Origin of the sequence: Carboxydothermus hydrogenoformans Z-2901 (assembly GCF_000012865.1) — a bacterium.
GTDB classification, from domain to species: Bacteria; Bacillota; Z-2901; order Carboxydothermales; family Carboxydothermaceae; genus Carboxydothermus; species Carboxydothermus hydrogenoformans.
In genome coordinates this window covers 1,347,584-1,373,722 of sequence record NC_007503.1, presented here as the reverse complement: position 1 = coordinate 1,373,722, position 26,139 = coordinate 1,347,584, and the positions used below count along the sequence as shown (strand labels likewise).

The 26,139-nt window shown below is 39.6% G+C and carries 30 protein-coding genes and 1 pseudogene; 30 read left to right on the top strand and 1 reads right to left on the bottom strand.

Translation table 11 applies throughout. From position 1 onward, the window contains the following. The first annotated feature begins 164 nt into the window (after window positions 1-164). From CHY_RS07175 to CHY_RS07150, 6 genes and pseudogenes are all read left to right on the top strand, one after another. A complete protein-coding gene (locus tag CHY_RS07175; RefSeq protein WP_011344443.1) occupies window positions 165-1,232 on the top strand; it encodes a BMP family lipoprotein in 1,068 nt (355 codons plus the stop codon). A gap of 138 nt (window positions 1,233-1,370) precedes the next feature. Further along, window positions 1,371-2,894 (top strand): ABC transporter ATP-binding protein, encoded by a 1,524-nt coding sequence (locus tag CHY_RS07170; protein WP_011344442.1) that lies wholly within the window; start codon window positions 1,371-1,373, stop codon window positions 2,892-2,894. Next, on the top strand, window positions 2,894-4,003 hold the full coding sequence (locus CHY_RS07165; RefSeq protein WP_011344441.1) for an ABC transporter permease: 1,110 nt from the start codon (window positions 2,894-2,896) through the stop codon (window positions 4,001-4,003). The genes CHY_RS07170 and CHY_RS07165 overlap by 1 nt, the downstream gene beginning before the upstream one ends. A gap of 2 nt (window positions 4,004-4,005) precedes the next feature. Beyond that, on the top strand, window positions 4,006-4,923 hold the full coding sequence (locus CHY_RS07160; RefSeq protein ID WP_011344440.1) for an ABC transporter permease: 918 nt from the start codon (window positions 4,006-4,008) through the stop codon (window positions 4,921-4,923). A gap of 603 nt (window positions 4,924-5,526) precedes the next feature. Further along, window positions 5,527-5,868: pseudogene (locus CHY_RS13565) on the top strand (lytic transglycosylase domain-containing protein); the annotation flags it as partial. A gap of 76 nt (window positions 5,869-5,944) precedes the next feature. After that, window positions 5,945-6,640 carry a pseudouridine synthase gene (locus CHY_RS07150; protein WP_011344438.1) on the top strand — a complete coding sequence of 232 codons (696 nt, stop codon included), beginning with the start codon at window positions 5,945-5,947 and terminating at the stop codon, window positions 6,638-6,640. Here the strand turns inward: CHY_RS07150 and CHY_RS07145 are convergent. Continuing rightward, entirely contained in the window at window positions 6,637-6,879 is a 243-nt protein-coding gene (locus CHY_RS07145; protein WP_011344437.1) for a hypothetical protein, read from the bottom strand. The genes CHY_RS07150 and CHY_RS07145 overlap by 4 nt on opposite strands. A 177-nt stretch (window positions 6,880-7,056) precedes the next feature. On the opposite strand from CHY_RS07145, the gene CHY_RS07140 reads away from it, so the two are divergent. The 24 genes from CHY_RS07140 (at window position 7,057) to lspA (ending at window position 26,139) form a co-directional block, all read left to right on the top strand. Then, on the top strand, window positions 7,057-7,893 hold the full coding sequence (locus tag CHY_RS07140; RefSeq protein WP_011344436.1) for a DegV family protein: 837 nt from the start codon (window positions 7,057-7,059) through the stop codon (window positions 7,891-7,893). Between the two features lie 12 nt (window positions 7,894-7,905). Then, window positions 7,906-9,492 carry a DAK2 domain-containing protein gene (locus tag CHY_RS07135; protein ID WP_049752088.1) on the top strand — a complete coding sequence of 529 codons (1,587 nt, stop codon included), beginning with the start codon at window positions 7,906-7,908 and terminating at the stop codon, window positions 9,490-9,492. 11 nt (window positions 9,493-9,503) lie between these two features. Beyond that, complete coding sequence (locus tag CHY_RS07130; RefSeq protein ID WP_011344434.1) at window positions 9,504-10,409, top strand: selenium metabolism-associated LysR family transcriptional regulator; 906 nt, start codon at window positions 9,504-9,506, stop codon at window positions 10,407-10,409. Beyond that, window positions 10,409-11,140, top strand: a complete 732-nt coding sequence (locus tag CHY_RS07125) for an NAD+ synthase (RefSeq protein ID WP_011344433.1) — start codon at window positions 10,409-10,411, stop codon at window positions 11,138-11,140. The genes CHY_RS07130 and CHY_RS07125 overlap by 1 nt, the downstream gene beginning before the upstream one ends. 23 nt (window positions 11,141-11,163) lie before the next feature. After that, the gene (locus CHY_RS07120; protein ID WP_011344432.1) at window positions 11,164-11,898 is read left to right on the top strand and encodes a YebC/PmpR family DNA-binding transcriptional regulator; all 735 of its coding nucleotides are present in this window, start codon (window positions 11,164-11,166) and stop codon (window positions 11,896-11,898) included. A gap of 44 nt (window positions 11,899-11,942) precedes the next feature. Continuing rightward, window positions 11,943-12,419, top strand: a complete 477-nt coding sequence (gene ruvC / locus CHY_RS07115) for a crossover junction endodeoxyribonuclease RuvC (RefSeq protein WP_011344431.1) — start codon at window positions 11,943-11,945, stop codon at window positions 12,417-12,419. Next, the gene (gene ruvA / locus CHY_RS07110) at window positions 12,416-13,003 is read left to right on the top strand and encodes a Holliday junction branch migration protein RuvA (RefSeq protein WP_011344430.1); all 588 of its coding nucleotides are present in this window, start codon (window positions 12,416-12,418) and stop codon (window positions 13,001-13,003) included. Before ruvC ends, ruvA begins: the two co-directional genes overlap by 4 nt. A gap of 21 nt (window positions 13,004-13,024) precedes the next feature. Then, window positions 13,025-14,044 (top strand): Holliday junction branch migration DNA helicase RuvB, encoded by a 1,020-nt coding sequence (gene ruvB / locus CHY_RS07105; protein ID WP_011344429.1) that lies wholly within the window; start codon window positions 13,025-13,027, stop codon window positions 14,042-14,044. A gap of 10 nt (window positions 14,045-14,054) precedes the next feature. Then, complete coding sequence (locus tag CHY_RS07100) at window positions 14,055-14,591, top strand: epoxyqueuosine reductase QueH (RefSeq protein WP_011344428.1); 537 nt, start codon at window positions 14,055-14,057, stop codon at window positions 14,589-14,591. Between the two features lie 3 nt (window positions 14,592-14,594). Then, window positions 14,595-14,810, top strand: a complete 216-nt coding sequence (locus CHY_RS07095) for a DUF2905 domain-containing protein (RefSeq protein WP_011344427.1) — start codon at window positions 14,595-14,597, stop codon at window positions 14,808-14,810. A 50-nt stretch (window positions 14,811-14,860) separates the two neighbouring features. Continuing rightward, on the top strand, window positions 14,861-15,499 hold the full coding sequence (sigI, locus tag CHY_RS07090; protein ID WP_011344426.1) for an RNA polymerase sigma factor SigI: 639 nt from the start codon (window positions 14,861-14,863) through the stop codon (window positions 15,497-15,499). Between the two features lie 2 nt (window positions 15,500-15,501). Next, entirely contained in the window at window positions 15,502-16,335 is an 834-nt protein-coding gene (locus CHY_RS13400) for an anti-sigma factor domain-containing protein (protein ID WP_011344425.1), read from the top strand. Next, on the top strand, window positions 16,244-17,635 hold the full coding sequence (locus CHY_RS07080; RefSeq protein WP_338031311.1) for a SpoIID/LytB domain-containing protein: 1,392 nt from the start codon (window positions 16,244-16,246) through the stop codon (window positions 17,633-17,635). The genes CHY_RS13400 and CHY_RS07080 overlap by 92 nt, the downstream gene beginning before the upstream one ends. Before the next feature lie 9 nt (window positions 17,636-17,644). Continuing rightward, window positions 17,645-18,661: a tRNA preQ1(34) S-adenosylmethionine ribosyltransferase-isomerase QueA gene (gene queA / locus CHY_RS07075; protein WP_011344423.1), complete on the top strand. Its 1,017-nt coding sequence runs from the start codon at window positions 17,645-17,647 to the stop codon at window positions 18,659-18,661. An 11-nt stretch (window positions 18,662-18,672) separates the two neighbouring features. Next, window positions 18,673-19,788, top strand: a complete 1,116-nt coding sequence (tgt, locus tag CHY_RS07070; RefSeq protein WP_011344422.1) for a tRNA guanosine(34) transglycosylase Tgt — start codon at window positions 18,673-18,675, stop codon at window positions 19,786-19,788. A 53-nt stretch (window positions 19,789-19,841) separates the two neighbouring features. Beyond that, window positions 19,842-20,120 carry a preprotein translocase subunit YajC gene (gene yajC, locus CHY_RS07065; protein WP_011344421.1) on the top strand — a complete coding sequence of 93 codons (279 nt, stop codon included), beginning with the start codon at window positions 19,842-19,844 and terminating at the stop codon, window positions 20,118-20,120. Window positions 20,121-20,141: 21 nt separating this feature from the next. Then, window positions 20,142-20,801 (top strand): HD domain-containing protein, encoded by a 660-nt coding sequence (locus tag CHY_RS07060; protein ID WP_011344420.1) that lies wholly within the window; start codon window positions 20,142-20,144, stop codon window positions 20,799-20,801. A 69-nt stretch (window positions 20,802-20,870) separates the two neighbouring features. Then, on the top strand, window positions 20,871-22,097 hold the full coding sequence (gene secD, locus CHY_RS07055; protein ID WP_011344419.1) for a protein translocase subunit SecD: 1,227 nt from the start codon (window positions 20,871-20,873) through the stop codon (window positions 22,095-22,097). 12 nt (window positions 22,098-22,109) lie between these two features. After that, on the top strand, window positions 22,110-22,973 hold the full coding sequence (gene secF / locus CHY_RS07050) for a protein translocase subunit SecF (RefSeq protein ID WP_011344418.1): 864 nt from the start codon (window positions 22,110-22,112) through the stop codon (window positions 22,971-22,973). 84 nt (window positions 22,974-23,057) lie between these two features. Then, window positions 23,058-23,333, top strand: coding sequence for an ACT domain-containing protein (locus CHY_RS07045; RefSeq protein WP_011344417.1), 276 nt, complete (start codon window positions 23,058-23,060; stop codon window positions 23,331-23,333). Between the two features lie 11 nt (window positions 23,334-23,344). After that, window positions 23,345-24,703: a PFL family protein gene (locus CHY_RS07040; RefSeq protein ID WP_011344416.1), complete on the top strand. Its 1,359-nt coding sequence runs from the start codon at window positions 23,345-23,347 to the stop codon at window positions 24,701-24,703. Between the two features lie 19 nt (window positions 24,704-24,722). Next, the gene (locus CHY_RS07035) at window positions 24,723-25,022 is read left to right on the top strand and encodes a DUF5665 domain-containing protein (RefSeq protein WP_226986688.1); all 300 of its coding nucleotides are present in this window, start codon (window positions 24,723-24,725) and stop codon (window positions 25,020-25,022) included. 23 nt (window positions 25,023-25,045) lie between these two features. Continuing rightward, window positions 25,046-25,687 carry a yteA family sporulation protein gene (locus CHY_RS07030; protein ID WP_011344414.1) on the top strand — a complete coding sequence of 214 codons (642 nt, stop codon included), beginning with the start codon at window positions 25,046-25,048 and terminating at the stop codon, window positions 25,685-25,687. A 17-nt stretch (window positions 25,688-25,704) separates the two neighbouring features. Beyond that, window positions 25,705-26,139 (top strand): signal peptidase II, encoded by a 435-nt coding sequence (gene lspA, locus CHY_RS07025; protein ID WP_011344413.1) that lies wholly within the window; start codon window positions 25,705-25,707, stop codon window positions 26,137-26,139.

The window sequence follows — 26,139 nt, the reverse complement described above, 5'->3', positions numbered from 1 at the left end:
AAGAAGTTGTCGAATAAATTACGAGGCAGGAAAAAGGGTAGCTTGAGAAAAAAAAGAATACTGTGTACTGTATTAGGAGGTGACGGGGTAAAAAATTTATTTTTTTTGGTTATGTTAATGTATGTAAAGTAAATTTTAAGTAAGTTTATAAAGGAGGAAAAGGGATGCGTAAATTTAAATCTTTGTTGGTAGCCTTTGTCTTAGTGATTTTTGCAACTTCAACGTTATTAGCTGGATGTGCCAAGAAAACCGAAGAGCCTGCCAAACAGGAGGAAACTAAGAAAATTAAAGTTGGACTTGTTTTTGACGTTGGCGGCCGGGGAGATAAATCTTTTAACGATGCAGCATATGCGGGTTTAGAAAGAGCCCAGAAAGAGTTTGGTGACAAAATTGAAGTTAAATATCTTGAACCTTTGGCCGGTGGGGAAAACCGGGAGCAACTCTTAAGATTACTGGCTCGAGATAAGTATGATCTGGTGTTTGGTGTAGGTTTCATGTTTACCGATGCCATAGCAAAAGTGGCCAAGGACTTTCCGGAAACCAAGTTCGCATTAATTGACGGGTATGTGCCTGATTTAAAGGAAGACAGCAATATTACTTGTTTGCTTTTTAAAGAACATGAAGGCTCTTTCTTGGTAGGTGCTGCGGCAGCTTTAAAGAGTAAAACTGGCAAAATTGGATTTGTGGGCGGAATGAAAATTCCTTTAATTGAAAAATTTGAAGCTGGTTATATTGCCGGAGCAAAATACATTAACCCCAATATTCAGGTTTTATCCGATTACATTGGTACTACCGGTGATGCCTTTAAAGATCCTGTTAAAGGAAAAGAATTGACCTTGAAGCAAATTAAAAACGGTGCCGATGTTATTTACCATGCTTCCGGAGCTTCCGGGGTAGGGGTAATTGAAGCAGCTGCTAGTCAGAAAAAATTTGTGATTGGGGTTGACTCCGACCAATCGTTAACTGCTCCTGAAGCGCAAAGACCTTACATTTTAACCAGTATGTTAAAACGGGTTGATACCGCGGTATTTGAGACCATTAAAAGCATGGTAGAGAACAACTTTAAGGGTGGGTACAAGGAATTTGGTCTTAAAGAAAATGGCGTTGGGTATGCGGAAAATGAGTTTAACAAGGATTTGATCGCCGACATTAAACCAAGACTTGAAGAAATCAAAACAAAAATTATCAATGGAGAAATTAAAGTACCCACCAGTAAAAAGGAAATAAAGTAGCATTTTAAAATTAACTTAATAAAAACTTTACAAAAACGTTTAAAACCGTTATACTGTGCGAGGGGGGATGACAGTTTTGTCATCTCCTCTTATTAGTTTTATTGCTATTTTGGTAAAAACGAGGAAAGGGGAAATACGGTGGAAAAAGTTCTGGAACTAAAGGGAATTACCAAACGTTTTCCCGGGCTGGTAGCCAACGACAACATCTCCTTTGATGCCCTCAAAGGGGAAGTGCATGCTTTGGTTGGAGAAAATGGCGCCGGGAAAAGTACGTTAATGAAAATTATTACCGGATTGTATCAGCCGGATGAGGGAGAGATGTTTTTAAAAGGAGAAAAAGTGAGGATTAACGGCCCCCGGGATGCCATTAATAAAGGTATCGGAATGGTTCACCAGCATTTTATGTTAATAAACCGTTTTAATGTAGTTCAAAACATTATTCTTGGTTACGAAAATAGTCCCGGTGGAGTGATAGACTTTGCCAAGGCCAAGAAAAAAGTGGAAGAATTATGTGAATTGTACGACTTTAAGTTAGACCTAAATGCCCAGGTCGGGGATTTATCGGTAGGGCACCAGCAACGGGTAGAGATTTTAAAAGTTTTATACCGCGGGGCCGAGATACTAATCCTGGATGAGCCCACCGCGGTTTTGACACCTCAGGAAGTTAAAGAACTGTTTGTTAACCTAAGGAAATTAAAACAGGAAGGGAAAACAATTTTATTTATCAGCCATAAACTTGACGAAGTGCTGGAGATTTCGGATAGAATTACGGTTTTGCGGCGGGGAAAAGTTGTTGGTACCGTAAAAGCTTCCGAAACCAGTAAAAAACAGTTAGCAGAAATGATGGTAGGGAGACCGGTATTGTTTAGACTTGAAAAGCCGATCGTAAAAACCGGTGATGTAATTTTAGAAGTAAGGAACTTAGAAGTAAAAGGCAGCATTGACCGCCACCAGTTAAATAAACTTAGTTTGTCCATTCGTGCCGGAGAAATTTACGGTATAGCCGGTGTGGAAGGGAACGGTCAAAGAGAACTGGTAGAAGCAATTATGGGACTATTACCTTATGATGGCGGGGAAATATTAATAAAGGGTAAGAGCAATAAAGGACTTGATACCAAAGCCATCAGGGAAATCGGGGTTGGTTATATTCCCGAGGACAGGCATCAGCGAGGACTGGTTTTACCGATGACCGTGTGGGAAAATATGGTCCTTGGCTTGGAACGCAAAAAAGAGTATAGCCGATGGTGGAAACTTTTCCGGGATAAAATCAAATCCCTGACCAATAAAAAGGTTGAAGAATTTGATATACGTTTAGGCTCTATTGAACAGGCAATTCGTAACCTTTCCGGTGGAAACCAGCAAAAGGTAATTTTGGCTCGCGAATTAAGTTATGAGCCTGATTTAATTATTGCTGCTCAGCCGGTTAGAGGACTGGATATAGGGGCCATTGAATTTGTTCATAAAAAATTAATTGAAGCCCGGAATAACGGAAAATCTGTGCTTTTAATTTCTGCCGATTTAGAAGAAGTTCTTTCCCTTTCTGACCGGGTAGGTATTATGTTTAATGGGGAAATTGTCAAAGAGTTTGTGCCGGGTGAAATGGAATTGGAAGAAATAGGTCAGTATATGCTCGGGGCATATAAGGAAGTGGGGGTAGGTTAATGAATAAGCGGTTCAAAATAATACTACTACAGCTTTTAACGCCAATAGTTGCCATATTGTTTGCCATTGCTTTAAGTTCGGTATTAATAGTTGCAATTGGCAAAAATCCCATTGAAGTTTACCAAACAATGATTGAGTTTAGCCTGGGAAGTGCTGATAGTGTTGGCGAAATTTTATTTAACGCAACACCACTTATTTTTTCCGGGTTGGCTGTGGCCTTAAGTTTTAAAATGGGACTTTTTAACATTGGAGTGGAAGGCCAGTACTTTATAGGGGCTTTTTTTGCCGCCTTTGTGGGCTTTACTTTGAGCGGAATTCCGGCATTTATTCATTTGCCTCTGGCCATTTTGGCAGCCATGCTGGGAGGAGTATTATGGGCTTTTGTTCCCATTTACTTAAAGGTACGCCGCGGAGTTCATGAGGTTATCAGTACCATCATGCTTAATTATATTGCCTATTCGTTAATTCATTATTTTATTGCGGATCTTTTCATGGACCGCAACCAAAAAGTACCTGAAGGATTGGGTAGTCCTTTAATTCGGACTCCGCATTTTGCTGAAACAGCCTTAATGCCAAAGCTTCACGGGTTTTTAAGCTTTTTTGGTATAGATTTGCCAAACTCTGTTTACCTGAACTGGTTTTTTGTAATTGGATTGCTTTTAACGGTGGGAATGTATTATTTGCTTTGGCACACTCCTTTTGGGTATGAAATTCGTGCGGTGGGAAGTAACCCCAAAGCTTCCGAAGCTGCGGGTATTAACCCTAATAAAGTATATTTTAAAGGCTTTTTATTAAGCGGAGCTATTGCGGGGTTGATCGGTCTTTCCCATTTACTGAGTTTCTATGGCTATATGGATTTGGACTTTCCGAAAAACTTTGGTTTTAACGGTATTGCCGTTGCTTTGATGGGTAACAATAACCCCTTCGGAATTGTTTTAGCAGCATTGCTTTTTGGTTTTCTCAATCGTGGTGCCGAGGGTGTCCAAACCTTTATGGGTGTGCCCATGGAAACCATTGTTATCATGCAGGGAATAATTATTTTAAGTGTAGTAGTTGCTGCTAACATTTTGGGACGTTATATAAAGAGATTAGAGAAGAAGGAGGCTTAATAATGGGCGATATTATGGAAATGTTAGCCTCGGCTCTTCGCATGACCATTCCTGTTTTAATTACCGCGTTAGGTGCGATTTACTCAGAACGCAGTGGTGTTACCAATATAGGCCTTGAAGGTATGATGATGACTGGAGCCTTTTGGGGAGCCTACGGTGCGCTGCATTATGGTCCGGTAGGTGGATTTTTGCTGGCAATTGCCATGGGGATGTTGGTGGCATTGATTCACGCGGTGGTTACCGTTACTTACCGGGTCGACCAAATCGTCTCGGGAGTGGCGATAAATATCCTGGCTTACGGCTTGGCCAGATTTTTTAGTATTGCTTTGTTTGGCATGGCTACTACCAGTCCCAGTGTTAATGGTTTACCGAAAATTGATATTCCGATTTTAAAGAATATCAGCGTTTTAAAACCAATTGCTACGGATATTTCGCCGATAATTATTCTTGGGATTTTGCTTGTTTTTGTTACTTACTGGGTATTGGAAAAAACTGTTTTTGGGTTGCGTTTAAAAGCTGTCGGGGAAAATCCCTTAGCAGCGGATACTCTTGGTGTTAAAGTAATACCCTATCGTTATTTAGGGGTAATAATTAGCGGGGCTTTTGCTGGACTTGCTGGTGCTTATCTCTCGATTGAACACACCCATATGTATGTAGAAGGCATGACCCAGGGTAAGGGATTTATTGCTTTAGCAGCGATGATCTTTGGAAACTGGATGCCTTACGGTTCATTTTGGGCTTCCTTCCTCTTTGGTTTTGCCGAGGCCATTAGTATGAGGGTGGTTCAAAGTAAAGTAGTTCCCTATCAATTTATCAAAATGATACCGTATGTGTTAACGCTGTTAGTTCTCGCAGGGGTGGTGAGAAAAGCTCAACCACCGGCTTCAGTTGGTATTCCGTATTCTCGTGAAGGAGACTAAGGGTGTAGTGGCAAACTACACCCCTTTTTTTGCAGGAAATAAAGGAATAGAGGTAGAACATTAACATAACTAACCGATGCTTTGGGGGAGAAGGGTTTGAAACCAGTTTTAAATTTTCCGATGGGTAGACCGTTTAATAGACTTTGGAAGAAAGTTAAAGGGATTTTTTTAGAGTTAACCAAGGTAGTGGGTATTATATTACTCTTAATAATAATTTTTCTTTATTTTACACCGGCAAAGCTTGAAGATATGTTAATTATGAAAATAGCTAACTACAATCCCCCTTACAGTGTTGTCCCGAAAGAGTTTAAACTCGACAAAAAAGCAACTCTTTCCTTTAAAAAGGAAAAATATTATGAATTTAAGAAGGGTTTAAAAGATACCATTGCTTTTTTGGGACATGAATTAACGAATTTTAACAGAAAAGACCGAAGTAATTTTGACCTTTCTTCCGGGGTTATTGTTAAAAGCAATTTAAAAAACGCCTTAACGGCTTTTGCCGACTTTTTGACCATGCGCATTTATATTTCCGGTGACCGGCAAAAAGTTGCTGTGGGTTCAAGGAATTTTATGGAGTATATTGACCAAAAGCACAGGGTTCTCCGTTGGTCAAAATACATTTTTAAAGCGGCGGAACTTTATAATTTAGATCCTGCGCTTATTGCCGCGGTGATTGAGCAAGAGTCCGGAGGAAATCCCAATGCAATAAGTCCGGCGGGAGCAATTGGCCTCATGCAATTGATGCCCAAAACGGCCCGGGGTTTAGGGGTAGATCCTTACGATCCCGAGCAAAATATTATTGGCGGTGCCAGGTATTTAGCAATTCAATACAAACGGTTTGGTAACTGGCAGTTAGCTTTAGCGGCTTATAATGCTGGACCTGGCAACGTTTATAACAATAATTATCTTTATATTTCGGAAACGCAAAATTACATAAGGAAAGTTCCGCTTTTAATGGAGAAATACCGGGCGATTTTTGCAAATGCCAAGATTAATGCCGATGAAGCAAAGGAGGATGAAAATGCGGATTGATAAATTTTTAGCTCATATGGGTTTTGGTACCCGTAAAGAGGTTAGAAAACTCTTAAAGGCACGAAAGGTTGAAGTAAATGGCGTGGTGGTAAAGGACCCGGGATATAACTTGAATGTGGATACCGATAAGGTAATTGTTAAGGGTGAAGAAGTTAAATATAAACCCTTTGTTTATTTTATGTTAAACAAACCCAAAGGGTATGTTTCCGCTACCGTTGACCGGCGTTATCCTACCGTTGTTGATTTAGTTCCGGTTCATCGGAAAATATTTCCGGTTGGCCGACTTGACATTGATACCGAAGGTTTGCTCATTTTGACCGATGATGGGCAGTTAGCGCATCATTTAACGTCTCCCAAAAAAGAGGTTGAGAAAGAATATTATTTTGAGCTTGATAAACCTTTAGAAGAGGAAGATTTTTCAAAAATAAAAACCGGTATCAGGCTGGAAGATAATTACCTTACCAAACCTGCCCGACTTCTCGGTAAAGTAGGAGATAAACATGGAACGATTGTTATAACCGAGGGAAAATATCATCAGGTAAAAAGGATGTTTTTAGCCTTGGGAAAGACCGTTGTTTACTTAAAAAGAATAAGGATTGGGGGCTTAATTTTAGATAATAAATTAAGCCCCGGGGAATATAGAGAATTAACTCCAGAAGAAATTTTGGTACTTAAAAATTCTTAACTTATTTTTTGGCTTAACATTTCCTGTTTGGCCTTACGGTTTTGCATTTCTTCGGCATAATCTGAAGCGATTAAATAAAGATTTACCCATAGGTCGTGTTCGTTACTTTTTCCTTCAAACTCCCGGGCGATTTCTTTAAATTTTTTGTTAACCCGGTCTTTAAAAGAGGAAAACTCTACCAAAAGCTCAATTACATCTTTTTGACCGAAGGTTGTCCCTTCTCTTACCAGTTTAACCATTTATTAACACCTCCGTTTTTATCATACCAGAGGTATGTTGATTTGGTAAGGGTATTTTATTGTCGATTTATGAAAAATGTTGAATTTGATTATTTCTTTGATTAAAATCTTAAAGTAGTATAAAAAATTTTTATTTTTGTTAAAAAAATTGGAATAATTGTGAAATGGGGGAACGTAATGTCTAAGACTTTTATAGTGGCAGATTCCATTGGCTATTTGACTTCCGATTACGTGGGGTGTAATAAGGAATACTTGGAAATAGTTCCGCTTACTGCGCATATTGGACCACATGATTTTGTTGACGATTTAGCCGAAACCAAAAGATTTTATGAAATATTAATGAGTACCAAAGAACGACCTTCTACTTCGCAACCGCCTATCGCAGCTTTTAAAAAAGTGTTTGAAGAAAAGTTAAGTCTCGGGTACGAGATTGTGTGCATTACTATTTCTTCAAAATTCAGCGGGACGTATAATAGTGCCCTTACGGCTGCAAATGAGGTTGGAAAAGATAAAATTTACGTGTTGGATTCCAAGGCAATTGTAGGAGCTGAAACTTACTTGATAAAATATGCGGTGCAGAAAGCCAGGGAGGGTGAACCTGCGAAAAAAATCTTTGAGGAACTGACTGGTATGGTTCCAAGATTGAAGCTTTATTTTGTTCCCGATAGCTTGGAGTTTTTGCATCGGGGCGGACGGATTGGCGGTGCTGCGGCTCTTTTTGGAAGTATCTTGCAAATTAAACCGGTTTTGACCATGGTTGATGGGGCAATTGAGGTTGTGGAAAAAATAAGAACTTTTAATAAAGCCTTTGAAAAATTATACGAATTAATTCCTGACGATGCGGTTTGGGCTGGAGTAGTTGAATTTTATGCGCGGGATGCTGCGGTGAAAATGCAAGCTAAATTGACAGAAAAGTTACAGAGAAATGATATAGAGATATATTCTGCCGGACCGGTTATTGGAAGCCATATCGGACCTGGTGCTCTTGGTACGGTATATTTAGCAAAGGATTAGGGAGTGGTATTGTTGGAAAAAATTAATGGTATTGATTATGCCAAGATGATTATTGCTGCTGCTGCGAATCTTGAGCGCAACAAGGAGAAATTAAATCAGCTAAATGTGTTTCCTGTTCCTGATGGTGATACCGGAACAAACATGGCGGCAACTTTAAAGGTAGCTGCGGAAAAAATATCTCAAGCGATGGATGTACATTTGGGCAAGGTGGCTGATATTGCTGCGCAGGGTGCTCTGTTTGGGGCCCGGGGAAATTCGGGGGTTATTTTGTCCCAGGTTTTGCGCGGATTTGCCCGGGGATTTAAAAACAAGCGCGAGGCAGGTGTTTCGGAATTATCAAAAGCTTTTCAATACGGAGTGGTTTACGCCTACCGGGCTGTAGCGCAACCGGTGGAAGGAACAATTCTTACGGTATTAAGGGAAATCGGTAAGGGATTTAAGAAAAGCATTCGTAACAAAGTTAACATTATTGAATTAATTGACGAAGCAATTCGTTACGGAGAAGTGGCTTTAGCTAAAACCCCTGAACTTTTACCTGCCTTAAAAAAAGCAGGGGTTGTTGATTCTGGTGGTATGGGGCTTGTTTTATTTTTGCAAGGCTGTTTAGCCGGGTTAAAAGATGAAAGTATTACTTTAAATTTACCGGAAGCAGATTTTTCCATAAAAAAGGAAGAACAAGAGTTAGATGAAGTTGGTATGGATTATATTTACTGTACCGAGTTTATTATCAAAGGGGAAAAATTATTCTTGGAGAAAATTCGGCAGGAATTAATGGAAATTGGAGGTTCTTTAATCGTTGCCGGTGATGAAAACGTTGTAAAAGTTCACATCCATACTAATCACCCCGGAGAAGCCTTAGAATTGGGGTTAAGGTGGGGTTTAATTTACAATATAAAAATTGATAATATGTTGGAGCAAAGTCAGGAAAAGCAAAAGCCTGCCAAAAAGCTGGGAATGGTTGCGGTTTCGCCGGGTAAAGGATTTAGCGAAATTTTTCAAAAACTGGGTATAGATGAAATCGTTGATGGTGGACAAACGGCAAATCCTCCTGTATCGGCTATTGTGGAGGCAATTAATCGTGTTCCGGCAACGAAAGTAATAGTATTTCCAAACAATAAAAACATTATCTTGGCTGCCGAACAGGCTAAAAATCTTACCAATAAAAGTGTTACCATTGTTAATACAAAGAATCCGGCCCAAACGGTGGCGGTTTCCTTATATTTTGATGAAAATGCCGAACCCGAAGAATTAATTACCAAAATAAACGAACACTTAAAAAATTTAAAAGTTATTGAAGTTACCAGAGCTGTAAGAGAGGTAAGGTTTGGTGAATTAGAAATAAAAAGTGGTGATTATATAGCGATTTTTAACGGTGATATTATTGCTGCAGGAAAAGATGTGCTCTTAACTTCAATGGAAGCAGTTGCTAAGGTAATTAATGAAGATAACAGCTTAATTTCGGTCTTTACGGGAGAGGAAGTTTTAGAAGATGTAGCAGAAAAATTTGTGTCATTACTGGAAGAGAAGTATGCTTTTTGTGATGTAGAAAAGTTTTATGGGGGGCAGAAAAATTATCCCTTTTATATCGTTGTGGAGTAGCGGAGGGCTTTATGAAAGTAGAGTATTTTAAAACCTTTATTACTGTAGTAAATGAAAAAAGTTTAAGTAAAGCGGGAAAGCTGCTAAACTTAACGCAGCCAGCGATAACCAAGCATTTGCAGTCGCTGGAAGAGTATTTTAATACAATATTATTAGAAAGAAATGTAAAAGGAATCAAACTTACCGATGATGGGGCTCTTTTGTATAAATATGCTCAGGAAATTTTAAAGATTCTTGAGGAAGCAGAACAAAACATTTCCGGCAACAAAGAAAATCCCAAGGGAATCTTAAATATCGGGGCAAGTAATATCCCCGGGCAATATCTTTTGCCCTTGCTCTTGGGGAGATATAATTTGGCTTACCCCCAGGTAAAGGTAAATCTTGAGATTAGTGATACGGGAGATGTGGTGGCTAAAATTTTGGATGGTATCTATGATGTTGGGGCGGTAGGTTCGGAAATAAAAAACCCGCGTTTGGAATTTGTTCCTTTTTATAAAGACGAGTTAGTGTTTATCTTACCGGCTAATCACCCCCTCACCCAAAAAGAAGTTTTGGAACCGGACGATTTGCTAAAAATTCCGCTTATTTGGCGGGAAAAGGGTTCGGGCACCCGTATGTTCCTGGAAAAAGCCTTAAAAAATTTTGGTATATCAGAAAAGAAACTTAAGATTGTTATGGAGCTGGGAAGTAATCAAGCGGTGTTAACGGCAGTAGAGGGGGGACTGGGGGGAGCTTTTTGCTCCGAAATTGCTGTAAGAAATGCAACCAAGTTAGGGTTAGTTTCGACTCACAGGATTAAGGGCTTAGCTTTGCAAAGGGATTTATTTTTGCTATATTTAAAGAGAAAAAAACAACACCCACTTATAAATCACTTTATTAATTTAGCTTTATCAGAATTTTCATTGTTAAGGAGATGATGAGGGTGAATTGGGAAGAAAAGACTGAGAAATTAGTAAATTGGTTAAGAGAAAAAACAAGGGAAGCCAATGCCAGCGGGCTACTGGTTGGATTGTCCGGTGGAGTTGATTCTGCGGTAGTTGCTACTTTAATCAAAAAGGCTTTTCCTGAAAAAAGCTTGGGGATTATTATGCCTTGTTTTAGTAATCCAGAGGATGAAGAGGATGCGCGAATGATAGCCAATCATTTAAATTTAAAATATATTGTTGTAAATTTAGATGAGCCTTACCAAGCTCTGGTTTCAAGCTTAAAGAATGCCACACCTCACGAGCCGGAAAAGCTTGCCTTGGCCAACATTAAACCGCGTCTTAGAATGACAACCCTTTATTACTGGGCTGCAAATTTAAATTATTTGGTTGCAGGGACGGGAAATCGAACAGAGTTAGAAATCGGTTATTTTACAAAATGGGGTGATGGCGGCGTTGACCTATTGCCTATCGGTAATTTAACCAAAACCGAAGTTTGGGAGTTTGCCCGCTATCTCGGACTTCCTGAAAAGATAATTACTAAAGCTCCTTCTGCCGGTTTGTGGGAAGGCCAAACCGATGAAGGTGAAATGGGCTTTACTTACAAAGACATTGATCATTATTTATTAACCGGTGAAGGTTCGGCGGAGTTAGTGGATTTTGTAAAAAGAATGCAGAGAAAATCTCAACATAAAAAGAGAATACCGGAGGTTCCGATGCTGTAATTATCTTGGGGAGGTTGTTTTATATGGCTGGTCATTCCAAATGGGCAAATATTAAACATAGAAAAGAAAAGATGGATTCCCTGCGGGGTAAAGTTTTTACCAAGCTTGCCCGGGAGATAATGGTAGCGGCAAGACTTGGGGGAGGAGATCCGGAAGCCAATCCCAGGCTTAAGGCGGCTATTGCTCGAGCCAGGGAAGCAAATATCCCTAACGAGAATATTCAGCGGGCAATAATGAAAGGAACCGGTGAGTTAGCTGCGGAAAGTTACGAAGAAGTTTTTTACGAAGGATACGGTCCTGGGGGTGTTGCTATTCTTCTAAAAATAATGACCGATAACCGCAACCGTACTGCCGGCGAAATCAGGCATCTTTTTTCCAAGCACGGCGGCAGTATGGGGGAAGCGGGGAGCGTTCAGTGGATATTTGAGGAAAAAGGGTATATTACCATACCCAAAGAAGATAATCCGGGAATTAATGAAGAAGAGATTTTGCTTTTAGTTTTGGATGCTGGCGCTGAAGATTTAAAGGATGAAGGAGACCAGTTTGAGGTTATAACTGCGCCTGAAGCTTTTGAAAAGGTTAAGGATGCTTTAAATAATGCAAACATCAAAACAAGTATTGCCGAAATTACCATGCTTCCTAAAACTACAGTACCGGTTTCTGGAGAAGAGGCTCAGAAGCTTTTAAAACTTTTAGATCTTTTTGAAGAACATGATGATGTACAAGAGGTATATGCCAACTTTGAACTGGTTGACTAAAAAGAGCCGTACAAAGGCTCTTATTTCTCTTTTTGGAGGTTAAAATGAAGATTATTGGTATTGATCCGGGAACGGCTATAGTTGGAGTTGGTGTACTTGAGAAAAAAAATGGAAAACTTATTGTAAAAAATTTTCAAGCAATAACCACGCCCCCAATTGCCAAGGAGAAAAGATTGAAGATAATTTTTCAAAAGCTTAATGAAATACTTATTCAAGAAAAACCGGAAATAGTGGTGGTTGAAGAATTGTTCTTTAGCAAAAATGTAAAAACGGCAATTTCTGTTGGCGAAGCCCGAGGAGTTGTTTTATTAGCATCGGCTTTAAATGATATTCCTGTTTTAGAGCTTAAGCCGGTCGAAGTGAAAACTATTGTAACCGGTTACGGGCATGCTCCTAAAAGTCAGGTTGAGTATATGATAGCTAAGCTTTTGGGGCTTAAAACTCCTCCCAAACCCGATGATGTGGCTGATGCTTTAGCTATTGCCTATGCAGGTTTTCTAAAAATGGGGGGATTGCTTTGATAGCCGTTTTAAAAGGAAAAGTACTGGATAAAACTCTTGACTCGGTGGTTGTTGATGTTAATGGAATTGGTTTTAAGGTAGCGGTTCTTCCCCGGGAATTGGGAAGCCTTAACTTAAATTCGGAAGTAGTAATGTATACTTCCCTTCAAGTTAGGGAAGACGGTTGGTTCTTATATGGTTTTAGCGATGAAGAAACAAGAAAGTTTTTTGATTTGTTGCTAAGCGTTTCTGGTATTGGTCCCAAAGCTGCGTTAGCAATATTAAATGAATTTACTCCGGAAAAGTTAAATTGGGTTATTGCCAATAAAGATGAAAAAGCATTAACAAAGGTACCGGGGGTCGGTAAAAAAAATGCTCAGAGACTCTTTCTTGAATTGAAAGATAAAATTGGCTATACTTCTTTTACAAGCAATGAAGAGAGCGTGGAAAATTTCCAGGATTTGTGGGGAGATGTGTACAAGGGACTTTTGAGTTTAGGACTGTCGGCTGCTGAAGCCCGGGAAATTTTAGGTAAAATAGATAAAAAAAGCGTTAAAACTCCCGAGGAAGGTATTGCCCTTGCTTTAAGGTTTTTAAACAAATAAATAGAAATAAGGTGAAAAAATATGGAGGAAAGATTAGTTTCGGGATATGAGTTAACGGAAGATGAAAATGAGTTTAGCCTAAGACCGCGAAGATTAAGTGAATATATTGGACAGCAGAAGGTAAAAGAAACAATTTCAATTTTTATTGAAGCAGCAAAAAAACGAAATGAAGCCTTAGACCATGTTCTTTTGTTTGGACCTCCCGGTCTGGGTAAAACTACTCTCGCTACCATTATTGCTAATGAACTGGGAGTAGATATTAAAATAACGTCCGGCCCAGCCCTTGAACGCCCTGGGGATTTAGCCGCAATTTTAACTAATCTTGGGGAAAAAGATGTGTTGTTTATCGATGAAATTCATAGACTTCCCAGGATTGTAGAAGAAGTTTTATATTCTGCTATGGAGGATTTTGCTCTTGATATTATGTTAGGCAAAGGTCCGGGGGCCAGAAGCTTGAGGCTGAGTTTGCCTAAATTTACCTTAATTGGGGCTACTACCCGGGCGGGGCTTTTAACTTCGCCTCTGCGCGACCGTTTTGGTATGGTCCACCGCTTGGAGTTTTATTCGGTGGAAGAATTAATGCTAATAATAAATCGGTCGGCAGCATTATTAAAAACCGAAATTACCCCTGAAGGTAGTTTTGAAATTGCCAAACGTTCCCGGGGTACACCGCGCATAGCTAATAGATTATTAAAACGAGTAAGGGATTATGCAGAAGTTCGGAGCAGCGGGGTAATAAATCTTGAGAACGCTAAGGCAGCGTTAGATTTATTGGAAATTGATGAGCTGGGTTTAGATCCAACCGATCGTTTAATTTTAAAAACAATGATTGAAAAATACCAGGGGGGGCCGGTGGGCATTGAGGCTATTGCCGCTGCCATTTCTGAAGAGGTTGATACCATAGAAGATGTGTATGAGCCATTTTTACTCCAAATTGGGTTCATAAAAAGAACCCCAAGGGGGCGTGTGGTAACCAAACTTGCCTATGACCACTTAGGTATTGCTTACAACAAAAATGCTGGGGAACTGTCGTTATGGTAGAGGTGAAAACATGGAACTTTTACTGCACATTTGCTGTGCTCCATGCAGCATTTACCCGGTGGAAAGGTTAAGAGAAATGGGATATAACATAACAGGGTATTTTTATAATCCTAATATCCACCCCTATCAGGAGTTTAAAAGACGAAGAGAAACTTTAAAACAGTACGCTGCTCTAATAAACTTAGAAGTTATCTATGAAAACGATTATCCTCTCACTGAGTTTCTAAAAGGCAGTCTGGAATATCCGGGTGTACGCTGCGGATTTTGTTATGAAACACGTTTGGAAAAAAGCTTTCAAAAAGCCAAAAGCTTAGGAATTAATCACGTTTCCACAACCCTTTTGGTTAGCCCCTATCAGAAACACGACTTAATTAAGGAGATAGGACTGAACTTAGCAGAAAAATATGGTTTAAACTTCGTTTATGAAGATTTTTGTCCGGGTTATCGGGCCGCTTATCAAAAAGCTAAAGAACTCGATTTATACAGGCAGCCGTATTGCGGCTGTATCTTTAGTGAAAAGGAAAGATACTATAAGGAAGGGAAGTAAGCTATGGGAGAAATGGGAAAATTTCTAATGTTAATCGGGATAATCTTAATTATCACCGGTTTTTTCTTTTTTATGGGAGAGAAATTTTTACACTTAGGGCGTTTGCCTGGGGATATATTAATCCGGAAGGGAAATTTTACTTTCTTTTTTCCACTAGCTAGTTCTATATTATTAAGTCTTTTGTTAACTTTAATACTTAACTTACTTTTTCGCCGGTAAGACCCCATGAAAAATTTATTGCTTAACGAATACATTTTTGGGGGTTAATTATGCAGCCCAACAATCCAATTAATGACGAAATATTTGAGCAAATGATTCGCCAACATGAAAGTCTTATTTTTGGGATTGCGGCCCGATTGACGGGACGTTTTATTACTAAGTCCGATGATGAATACAGCATTGGCCTCCTGGCTTTAAGTGAGGCTATACAAAGTTATAATTCCGCTAAAGGGGTAGAATTTGAAAAATTTGCTGCTCAAATAATCAGACGAAGATTAATTGATTTTTACCGGCAAAATAAGTCTTATCAGCAAAATTTGCCGCTGGATGAAAGTTTTTTATCGCAAAGAAATTTAATTGACGAAGTGGATGTACGCCTGGAAATTGCTGAATATGAAAAGCTTTTAAAACAATTTAATATAACTTTTGCCGAATTGGTTAAAGTTTCGCCCAAGCATAATGATAGCCGGCAGAAATTAATAATGCTTGCTAAAGGTATAGCGGAAGATGAAGAATTTGTTCGACAGCTTATCAGAACTAAAAAGCTACCCCTGCAAAGCATTTCCGAACGTTTTAAGATTAAGCAAAAGACCATAGAAAAGTATCGGAAATACTTGGTAGCCATTATCTTGATTTACTGGGGAAGGTTTACCGGTTTACAGGCCTACCTTGGCTGGGGAGGTGAATAATAATGGGCCGGGGCGTAATTGTGGAAAAAGTAAATGAAAACTCTTATCTAATCTTGTCTGAAGGCCGATTTTTGCAAGTGAAATTAGCGGGAAGTTATAAAGTTGGGGATGAAGTTGAATTTCCCGAACGGACAGTTTATTCTTTGGGCTTTAGCCTTAAAATTGTTGCCCTGGTTGCTTCTTTATTGTTATTTTTTGCCCCGGTTTACCTTACCTATGCCAAGGAAAAGGAAGTGGTTGCCTATCTAACCGTCGGTGGAACCAGGGGAGTAAAAATAGGCATAAATTACCGGGATAAGGTGATTAAAGTTTTACCTCTTTCTCCGGAGGTTGAAAAATACCGCGATGAATTAAAAGGATTAAAGGTTGAACAGGCAATTACTAAAGTTACTTCGGAATTAGGAACAAGTGAAGAAATTAAGCTGGAGGTATTACCCGGAAAAAAATTTAACGTTCATAAACTGCAAAAATATCTTCCAGACCAAAAACCCAAACCCCAACCTCAACCTTCGATTTCTGGAAAAAATAAAAAACCTGTCGAAAACGTAAATAAGAAAGAGAAGATAAAAACAAAGGAAAACAGGAAAAACTTTCGGGAAAATCCAAAAGATGATAAAATTAAAAAGGAATCAGGGAAAAAACAGGAAAAGGTTTTAACCGGGGGAGGAGGCAAAAATAGTGAAAAAACCACTGAAAAAATTAATGATACTGCTGCTAATCGTAGCGGCTCTTCTCCTAAGGGTGATGCCGACTCTGGCTGGAGAGCAGGTAAAGGTTCGAATTTTGCTGAAAGATCTACCCAAGACCGAGAGCCAAAAGGTAAAGCTAAGCGGTAAATATCAAATTTATGACGGAAGTATCTTAAAAAACGTGGAAGATTTAATTTATAAAGATCCCAATGAAACTATTTTTACAATTAAACTAAAAACCATTGAGATAGCAGCAAATCTTTCGGAATATTGGCTTGAGCTTTACAAAGACAATGACCCGATACCATTTTTAGTTACTAAAAATCCTGTTATTTTTCAGGCTTATAGTGATACTACAGAAAATTTTAACTTAACACCGGAACGTACCTTACCTCAACGCTTGGAACGTTACCGCGGTGATTTAATAATAATACCAAAAGCTACCGGTATAAGGTTAGTTAATCGCCTTTCCTTAGAAAAATACCTTTATGGTGTGGTTCCCAATGAAGTTTCTGCTTCCTGGCCGGTAAATGCAATAAAAGCCCAGATTTTAGCAGCCAGAACCTATGCCTATAGCCATTTAAATCCTGATAAAGAATTTGATTTGTACCCGGATCAAAGAAGCCAGGTTTACGGAGGCTTGAGCTCCGAATTTAGCTCGGTAAATGCTCTGGTTGACCAAACTGCCGGAGAAGTGATAACTTATAATGGAAAGGTTATTACTGCTTTGTTTCATTCCAGTAACGGCGGATATATTGAATCCAATAGTACCATTTACGGTACAACGGAGTTACCGTACCTGAAAGCTAAAAAGGATATTTATGATGATGAAGCCGCTCTTCTTTTAAAAGCTCGCGGGTCAAGTAGTTATAATGTTATCCGATGGATAAAAGAATATACGGCTTCTGAGTTGCAGGAGCAGCTAAAAAAATCGGGATATGATGTTGGAGAGGTAAAAGAAGTAAAAATAACCAAAACCGCAACAACCGGACGGGCAATGGAAGTAACGGTTACAGGGGAAAAGGGTAGTAAAATATTAAAATATGATGGAGCCATCAGAAAAGCTCTCGGTTTAAATAGCTCGCGCTTTACCGTTAAAGTTTCTGAAAAGAAATACGAAACCAAGTTTGTCCCGCTGAATGCTACCGAACAACCCAAGATATATGTGATAACCGGGGATGGAGAGACAAAAGAGGTGGATAAAGAGAATTTAAATGTGATTGGTAGTGATGAAGTTGCAATGGAAAACGGCGGAGCTGGATATAATATTGTTGAAGAAATACCACAAAAATTTACTTTCATAGGTCAGGGCTGGGGGCACGGCCTTGGTATGTCCCAGTGGGGAGCCTGGGCAATGGCGCAGCAGACCAAAAACCATCCTCCCTTTGACTACAGGGAGATAATCAAGTATTATTATACTGGTGTTAAAATAACTAAAATATATTAGAGGTGAAGGATGAAGCTTAAGGATTTTGATTACTACCTTCCAGAGGAACTGATTGCCCAAACTCCCCTGGAAAAAAGAGATGAATCGCGGCTTTTGGTCTTAAAACGCCAAACCGGTGAAATTACCCATGATGTTTTTAAAAATTTAAAGAAATATTTAGTGCCCGGCGATTTGTTAGTAGTAAATAAGACGAGGGTCATACCTGCCAGACTTTTTGGGGTACGTGAGCAGGGAGGAGAAGTGGAGATCCTCTTGGTAAAAAGGATGAACTTTAGGGAGTGGGAGGTCCTGGTGAAGCCCGGAAGGCGTGCCCGGGTTGGCACCAGGCTTATTTTTGCACCCGGGGTTTTAGAAGGAGAAATTGTGGCCCAAACGGAAGTGGGAAGGATAATTAAATTTAGCTTTCAGGGAGTATTTGAAGAAATTTTAAATCAGTTGGGGCAAACTCCCCTTCCGCCTTATATTAAAGAAAAATTAAAAGACCCGGAGCGCTATCAAACGATTTATGCTAAAGAACCCGGGTCGGCGGCTGCCCCTACGGCAGGATTACATTTTACCCGGGAATTAATTTCCGAACTAAAAGATTACGGGGTTGAGTTTGCCGAGGTTTTACTTCATGTGGGGCTGGGTACTTTTAAACCGGTAAAGACGGAAAATATTTTAGAACACAAAATGCACGAGGAGTATTATGAAATTGAAAACGAGGCCGCGGAAAAAGTAAATAAAGCAAAAAGAGAGGGAAGAAGGGTTATTGCTGTTGGAACTACTGTGGTAAGGGTGTTAGAAAGCGTTGCCGATAAAGGACAGGTAGCTCCTGCCAAGGGTTATACCGACCTCTTTATATATCCAGGATTTAATTTTCAAATCATCGACGGTTTAATTACTAATTTTCACTTACCAAAATCAACCCTGCTTATGCTGGTTTCTGCTTTTGCTGGCAGGGAAAAAGTTCTCAATGCTTACGAAATTGCTGTTAGATTAAGGTATCGCTTTTTTAGCTTTGGTGATGCTATGTTAATAATTTAAGGAGGTTTATAATGTTTTCTTTTAAACTGCTAAAAAAGGATCCCAATACCAGAGCAAGACTTGGACTTTTAAAAACCTTTCATAATGTGGTGGAGACTCCGGTTTTTATGCCTGTTGGTACCCTGGCAACGGTTAAGACCATGAGCCCAGAAGAGTTGAAGGGTATCGGAGCTCAAATAATTTTATCCAATACCTATCATTTATATTTACGGCCAGGGGAGGAGCTTATTGCTAAAGCCGGAGGTTTACATAAATTCATGAACTGGGACCGGGCTATCTTAACCGATTCGGGTGGGTTTCAGGTGTTTAGCTTGGGACCCTTGCGGACAATTAGTGAGGAAGGTGTCACTTTTAAATCCCACATTGATGGGAGCACGCATTTTATGAGCCCGGAAAAGGCAGTGAAGATTCAGGAAGCTCTGGGTTCAGATATTGCTATGGTTTTTGACGAATGTGCTCCCTATCCGTCCGAATATTCTTACGCTAAGGAAGCAATGAAGCGAACTTACCGCTGGGCAAAAAGGTGTAAAGAAGTTCACCGCCGAGAAGACCAGGTGCTTTTTGGGATTGTTCAAGGAAGCATTTACCCCGATTTAAGGGTGGAAAGTGCCAAGTATTTAACGGAACTTGATTTTCCGGGATATGCTGTTGGTGGATTAAGTGTCGGTGAGCCAAAACCTTTAATGTATGAGATGTTAGAAGTTTTGGAGCCGCATTTACCTCAGGACAAACCCCGTTATTTAATGGGGGTTGGGTCTCCGGATGCTTTAATTGAAGGGGTAATCCGGGGTATAGATATGTTTGATTGCGTCTTACCCACCAGGATTGCCCGCAATGGAACGGTTTTTACCAGGTATGGTAAATTAGTGGTAAGAAATGCTGCTTACAAAGAAGATTTTCGTCCAATTGAAGAGGACTGCCAGTGCTACACCTGCCGCAATTACAGCCGGGCTTACATTCGCCATTTGTTACATAATGATGAGGTGCTTGGAATTCGCCTGACAACTATCCATAACCTCCATTTTTTAATAAACTTAATGAAGGAAATCAGGAAAGCAATTAAAGAGGAGAGGTTATTGGTTTTTGCCCGAGAATTTTTACAAAATTATGAGCAGGGAAAAGAATAAAAAAGTCGAATATAGTTTTAGATGTTTTTTATACAAAAAAGGGGGTAAGATAAATGTCCAGTAAGATTTTTACACCACAAGTAGTAACAATTATTTACCTTGTAGTCTTCTTTCTCATTGTCTATTTTTTTATGATTCGACCGCAAAACCAAAGACAAAAGCAGCATCAGGAATTTTTAAAATCCCTTAAAGTGGACGACAAAGTATTAACGGCGGGAGGATTAATTGGTGAGGTAATTAAAATTAAAGAAAAAACGGTGGTTTTAAGATTATCCGATAATGTAAAGGTAGAAATTTTAAAATCTGCGATAACCGGACCGTACAAGGAATAATTCAAGCTGGGTGGTGGCTCTGTGCTGACCTTGGCCGATGTAAAAAAGGATCCGATGGTGGAAGCGTTCATAAAAAAAAGTAATGAACATCTTGGAACCCTCGGGTATACCGAACACGGGTTTAGACATTTGGGACTGGTTTCGGCAATTGCCAAAAACATTTTGGACCGTTTGGGCCATCCCGAGCGGGAAGGAGAGCTGGCAGCAATCGCAGGATATCTCCATGATATAGGAAATGCTATTAATCGCCAGGAACACGGTTTAACCGGCGCGCTTTTGGCTGCGCAAATTTTAGAAAGGCTTGGGATGGATTATGAAGAGATAGCCATTGTTATTTCTGCCATTGGCAATCATGAAGAACAGTATGGCCAGCCGGTTAATAACGTTGCTGCGGCCCTGATCTTGGCGGATAAATCCGATGTTCACCGGTCCCGGGTGAGGAATCAGGATCCTGCTACTTATGATATTCACGACCGCGTAAATTCTGCGGTGGAGCACTCTTTTGTCTGGGTCAACGAACAAAAACGAACGATAACTTTGGAATTAATAATAAATACCGAGATTTGTCCGGTAATGGAGTATTTTGAGATTTTTCTAAGCAGAATGGTATTATGCCGGAAGGCAGCCGAGTTTTTAAAATGTAAGTTTGAGTTAGTGATAAATGGCACAAAATTGCTTTAAGAAATTGACAATTAGATGCAAGCAAAAGTATAATAGCTTTGTTAATGTCAACAGAGGAGGAATTTGGGAGTGAGGTTAGGTAAATTTACCCTATTTAGTGGCGTACTGATTTTAATATTAATCCTTGGATGGTATACATTTTTAGGTTTTGGGGCGGTCAAGCCCTTGGTAAAATATACCACCTTGGGACTTGATTTGCAGGGCGGAGTGCACGTGGTATTTCAGGCCAAGGAACTTCCCGGCAGTCCAGTTAACGACAAAACTATGCAGAGTACCATTTCCATTATTGAAACGCGGGTAAATGAATTAGGTATTTCAGAACCCATCATTCAAAAGCAGGGAAAAGATCGAATTATTGTGGAAATCGCCGGCTATAAAAATCCCGAGGAAGCGGTAAGAACTTTAATTAAACCGGCGGTGTTGGAGTTTAAATCTCCTGAAGGGGAAGTTATTGTTTCGGGTAAAGATTTAAGGGACGCCATTGAAGCCAAAGACCCCAATACCGGCTTAGCCGAAGTGGATCTTACTTTTAATGCTGAGGGTGCGAAAAAATTTGCTGACTTTACTACTAAAAATGTTAATCGCAATTTAGGTATATACCTTGACGGTAAACTTTTGCAAAATCCTGTTATTAAGGAACCGATAACGAACGGTAAGGCCAGGATTACCGGATACAAAGATTTAGAGGAAGCCCATCGCATTGCTGTTTTGCTTCGTTCTGGTGCTTTGCCTTTAAAACTTGAGATTCTGGAAAAGAAGGTTGTAGGTCCAACTTTAGGGGCCGACTCTTTAAGACGTTCGGTAAGAGCAAGTATTATAGGCGTGATAGCCATCTTTGTGTTTATGATTTTATATTATCGTTTTCCCGGATTTATCGCTGATTTTGCGCTAATTTTATACGCAACTATTGTTTTAGGGGTGATGATTGCTCTAAAGGCTACTTTAACTTTACCCGGAATTGCAGGTTTTGTTTTGTCCATGGGTATGGCGGTTGATGCGAATATCCTGATTTTTGAGAGGTTAAAAGAAGAATTGCGAATGGGTAAAACTTTACGGTCAGCTATCGATGCCGGTTTTAAACGGGCCTTTTTAACGGTTTTTGACTCCAACGCTACCACCCTTATTGCCGCCGTAATCCTCTACTTCCTGGGTACCGGGCCAATTCGGGGATTTGCGGTTACCTTGAGTATCGGTATCATCGCCAGTATGTTTACGGCAATTACCTTTACCCGCTGGCTGTTGTTCTTAGCGGCAGATTCTAAAGTCGTTAAAAATCCTAAACTGTACGGGGCATAAGGGGGTAAGGCCATGTTTCACATCATAAAGAATAGAAAATACTGGTATATAATATCACTATTAATTATTGTTCCCGGGATTATTTCCCTTTTTATTCAGGGTCTTAATTGGGGTATAGACTTTACCGGCGGAACGATTTTAGAAGTAAAGTTTAGCAAAAATGTAGTTTCCCAGGACATCAGAAATGTTATAACCCAAATGGGGTTTAAAGTTAGCTCAATTCAGTTAACCGGTGAAGGAAATTATCTAATTCGTACTGAAGAGTTAGACACCGTGAAAAGGGATGCTGTAATTAAAGCTTTGGAAGATAAACTGGGGAAGGTAGAGGTTTTACGTGAGGACCGGATTGGGAGCGTTGTTAGCCGCGAATTGCTGCAAAAAGCTTTTTTGGCTTTATTAATTGCTTCGGTGTTAATGTTACTTTATATTACCTTTCGCTTTGAATTTTACTTTGGGGTTGCGGCGATTATTGCTTTACTTCATGACGTATTTGTTACCATCGGGCTTTTCTCGATATTTCAATGGGAAGTGGACAGCAGTTTTGTGGCGGCGATATTAACGATTATCGGTTATTCCATTAACGATACAATTGTTATCTTTGACCGAATTAGGGAAAATCTGAAGAAACGGGAAAAGGGAGAGGCTTTAGATGATCTAATAAACAAAAGCTTGTGGCAAACAATGGCTCGCTCGATAAATACGGTATTAACGGTTATCTTTGTTTTGGTTTCCCTGTTGCTTTTTGGAGGTTCAAGTATCAAAGTATTTGTTACTGCCATGTTAATTGGGGTAACCAGTGGTGCGTATTCATCGATATTTAATGCAAGTCCCATTTGGTTTGATTTAAAACGCTTGAGTTCAAAGAGAAAAAATTAAAAGAATAAAAGTATAAAACACGAGGTTTGCGCCTCGTTTTTTTTTAAAGTTGAAAAAAATATAAAAGAGAAAGGGGTAGTTAAATTGCAGGAAAAAGCTTTAATTACGGTTATCGGTGAAGATCGGGTAGGAATAATTGCAAAAGTGGCTACTCTTTTAGCTGAGGCTAACGTTAATATTTTGGATATCAGTCAGACCATCACCGGTGGACTTTTTACCATGATTATGATGGTGGATATTACTCACTGTAACCTTGAGTTTGAAGCGTTAAAAAAGTCTTTGAGTGATTTGGGAGCACAATTAAATTTAAAAATTGAAATTCAACATGAAAATATTTTTCGAGCTATGCACCGAATTTAGGGAGGGGTTAAATGTTTAACTTTGGAGAAATTTTAGAAACTCTTAAAATGATTCAGGAGGAAAACCTGGATATCAGAACGATCACATTAGGAGTAAGTCTTCTGGATTGTGTCGATAGCAGTATCGCGAAAACCTGTGAAAACATAAAGCAAAAAATCCGGGAAAAGGGGCAGTACTTGGTGGAAACTGCCAAGAAATTAGAGATAAAGTATGGAATACCGATTGTCAACGCCCGGGTTGCGGTTACACCGGTTTCGCTGTTAGCAGGGGGATTTACTGAAACCGAAACGGTTAAAATAGGTTACGCTTTAGAAGAAATTGCGCAGGAAATTGGGGTAAATTTTATCGGTGGGTTTTCGGCGTTAGTACATAAGGGCTTTACAAAGGGGGACATAAATGTATTAAATACTATTCCCCGGGTACTGGCGGAGACGGAACGGGTATGTGCTTCAATCAATGTGGCGACCACCAGAGCAGGGATTAATATGGATGGAATCAATTTTTCGGCACGCATAATAAAGGAAACGGCTGAACGGACCAGAGATAAGGATGGACTGGGATGTGCCAAAATTGTAGTCTTTGCCAATGCCCCGGAGGATAATCCTTTTATGGCTGGAGCTTTTCATGGAGTGGGTGAAGCGGATTATGTTGTTAATGTTGGGGTAAGCGGTCCGGGCGTGGTCAAACGGGTTGTAGAAAAAATTCCTGGAGCTGACTTGGAGGAACTGGCCAATGAGATTAAGAAAACGGCCTTTAAAATAACCAGGGTGGGGGAGTTAATCGGTAAAGAAGCGGCAAAAATGTTAGGGGTAAAATTTGGCATAGTTGACTTATCCCTTGCACCAACTCCTGCCATGGGTGATAGTGTTGCAGAGATTATTGAAGCAATGGGCTTGGAGTATTGCGGTGCGCCGGGGACAACGGCTGCTTTAATGATGTTAACCGACGCGGTAAAAAAGGGTGGTGCTATGGCGTCGTCCATGGTAGGTGGCTTATCCGGTGCTTTTATTCCCGTGAGCGAGGATATGGGGATGGTTCGAGCGGTTGAGGTAGGCGCCCTCAATATTGAAAAGTTAGAAGCGATGACTGCGGTTTGTTCGGTTGGCCTGGATATGATAGCTATTCCCGGTGAAACACCGGTTTCGACCATTGCAGGTATTATTGCCGATGAAATAAGTATTGGCGTTATTAATGGAAAAACCACCGCGGTACGCATTATTCCGGTTCCTGGGAAAAAAGCGGGCGAATATGTGGAATTTGGAGGTTTATTGGGCCGTACTGTCATAATGGATGTCAATCGGTTTAGCAGTGAAAAATTTGTAATGCGCGGCGGACGAATTCCTGCTCCCATCCAAAGTTTAAGAAATTAAGTAACCGGTTATAATAATTTTGAAAGTAGGGGTAGAGGTGGAGCGGGAAAACATAGCCGAAGCTGCCGAGAAATTGGTAGTGAAGTTAGAGCAGGTGAAAATCAAGGAATATGTTGAAATGTTAGAAAATCCCGGAAGACTTATTTTTTTAAATTTTCTTTTGGGGATTGGGCGGGGGATTGGGGCTGCTATTGGATTTTCTGTGGTAAGTGTAGTTTTAATTTATCTTTTAAAGCACTTACTGGTTTTGAATCTACCGGTTATCAGTGATTTTATCGCTAAAATTATTCAGTTAGTTAATTTAAGACTTGGGTATTAAACGCAAAAAAGGAGTTAGTTATAATGGATATTGCAATATTTAAGAAGATGCTTTTAAAGCTAAAAGAGGAATACGAAAAAAGGCTTTTAGAATTAAAGAAAAGTGAAGAAAATCCTTTTTTTGAGAGTACCCAGGAACTTTCTTTTTACGATAATCACCCCGGAGATTTAGGCAGTGAAAGTTTTGAAAGAAGCAAAGATTTTGCCCTTATCGATAATCTAAAATTAAAGTTAAGACAAATTGACGAAGCTATAGCCCTGATAAATCAAGGGAAATATGGCCTCTGTATAGATTGTGGCCAGAAAATTCCAGTTGACAGGCTTTTTGCTAATCCTGTAGCAATTCGTTGTGTTGCCTGCCAAAAACGAGTTGAAGAAAGAACTGTACCTTCTATAAGACCGGTAGAAGAACAAGTGCTTTCACCTTTTATGGAAAAATTTAATCATGATAATACTTCCCAAACCCTTTTTGATGGAGAAGATTCCTGGCAGGCGGTGGCAAATTTTAATACCCGGGAGAATATTTTTTATGAAGATTTGCCGCCCGAAGAAGAAAACAGCAGCACCGATGAGGTAGATTCTATTCCTTTTGAAATTGGGGATGATGGAGTTATTTACCAGAACTTTAAAGGGGTAGATGATGAAAGTAGACCACAACACCGGTAAAAGTGGGGTTGGCGAAAGTGGTTTATTTTTTACTGCTTTCTTTTGGCTTTTTTTTATTGGACCAATTGTCAAAATATTTTATTATAAAAAATTTTGCCCTGGGTCAATCGGTTAAAATACTTTCCTTTTTTAGCATTACACATGTAAAAAATCCGGGGGCAGCATTTAGTATTTTACCCAATCAACGAGGAATATTTATATTAATAACCATTTTTGTTTTAAGCGGAATCTTAATTTATTTGGTAACTACCGGTAATAGAAATCGTTTTCTTTTAACATCATTAGCTCTTATTTTCGGTGGAGCTCTGGGAAACTTTTACGACCGTCTGACGCAGGGACAGGTGACGGACTTTTTGGATTTTCACTTCTGGCCTGTATTTAATTTGGCCGATAGTTTTATTACCATAGGGCTTTTGCTTTTTACCTATCAGTTTTTGCTGAAAAAGGAGTAG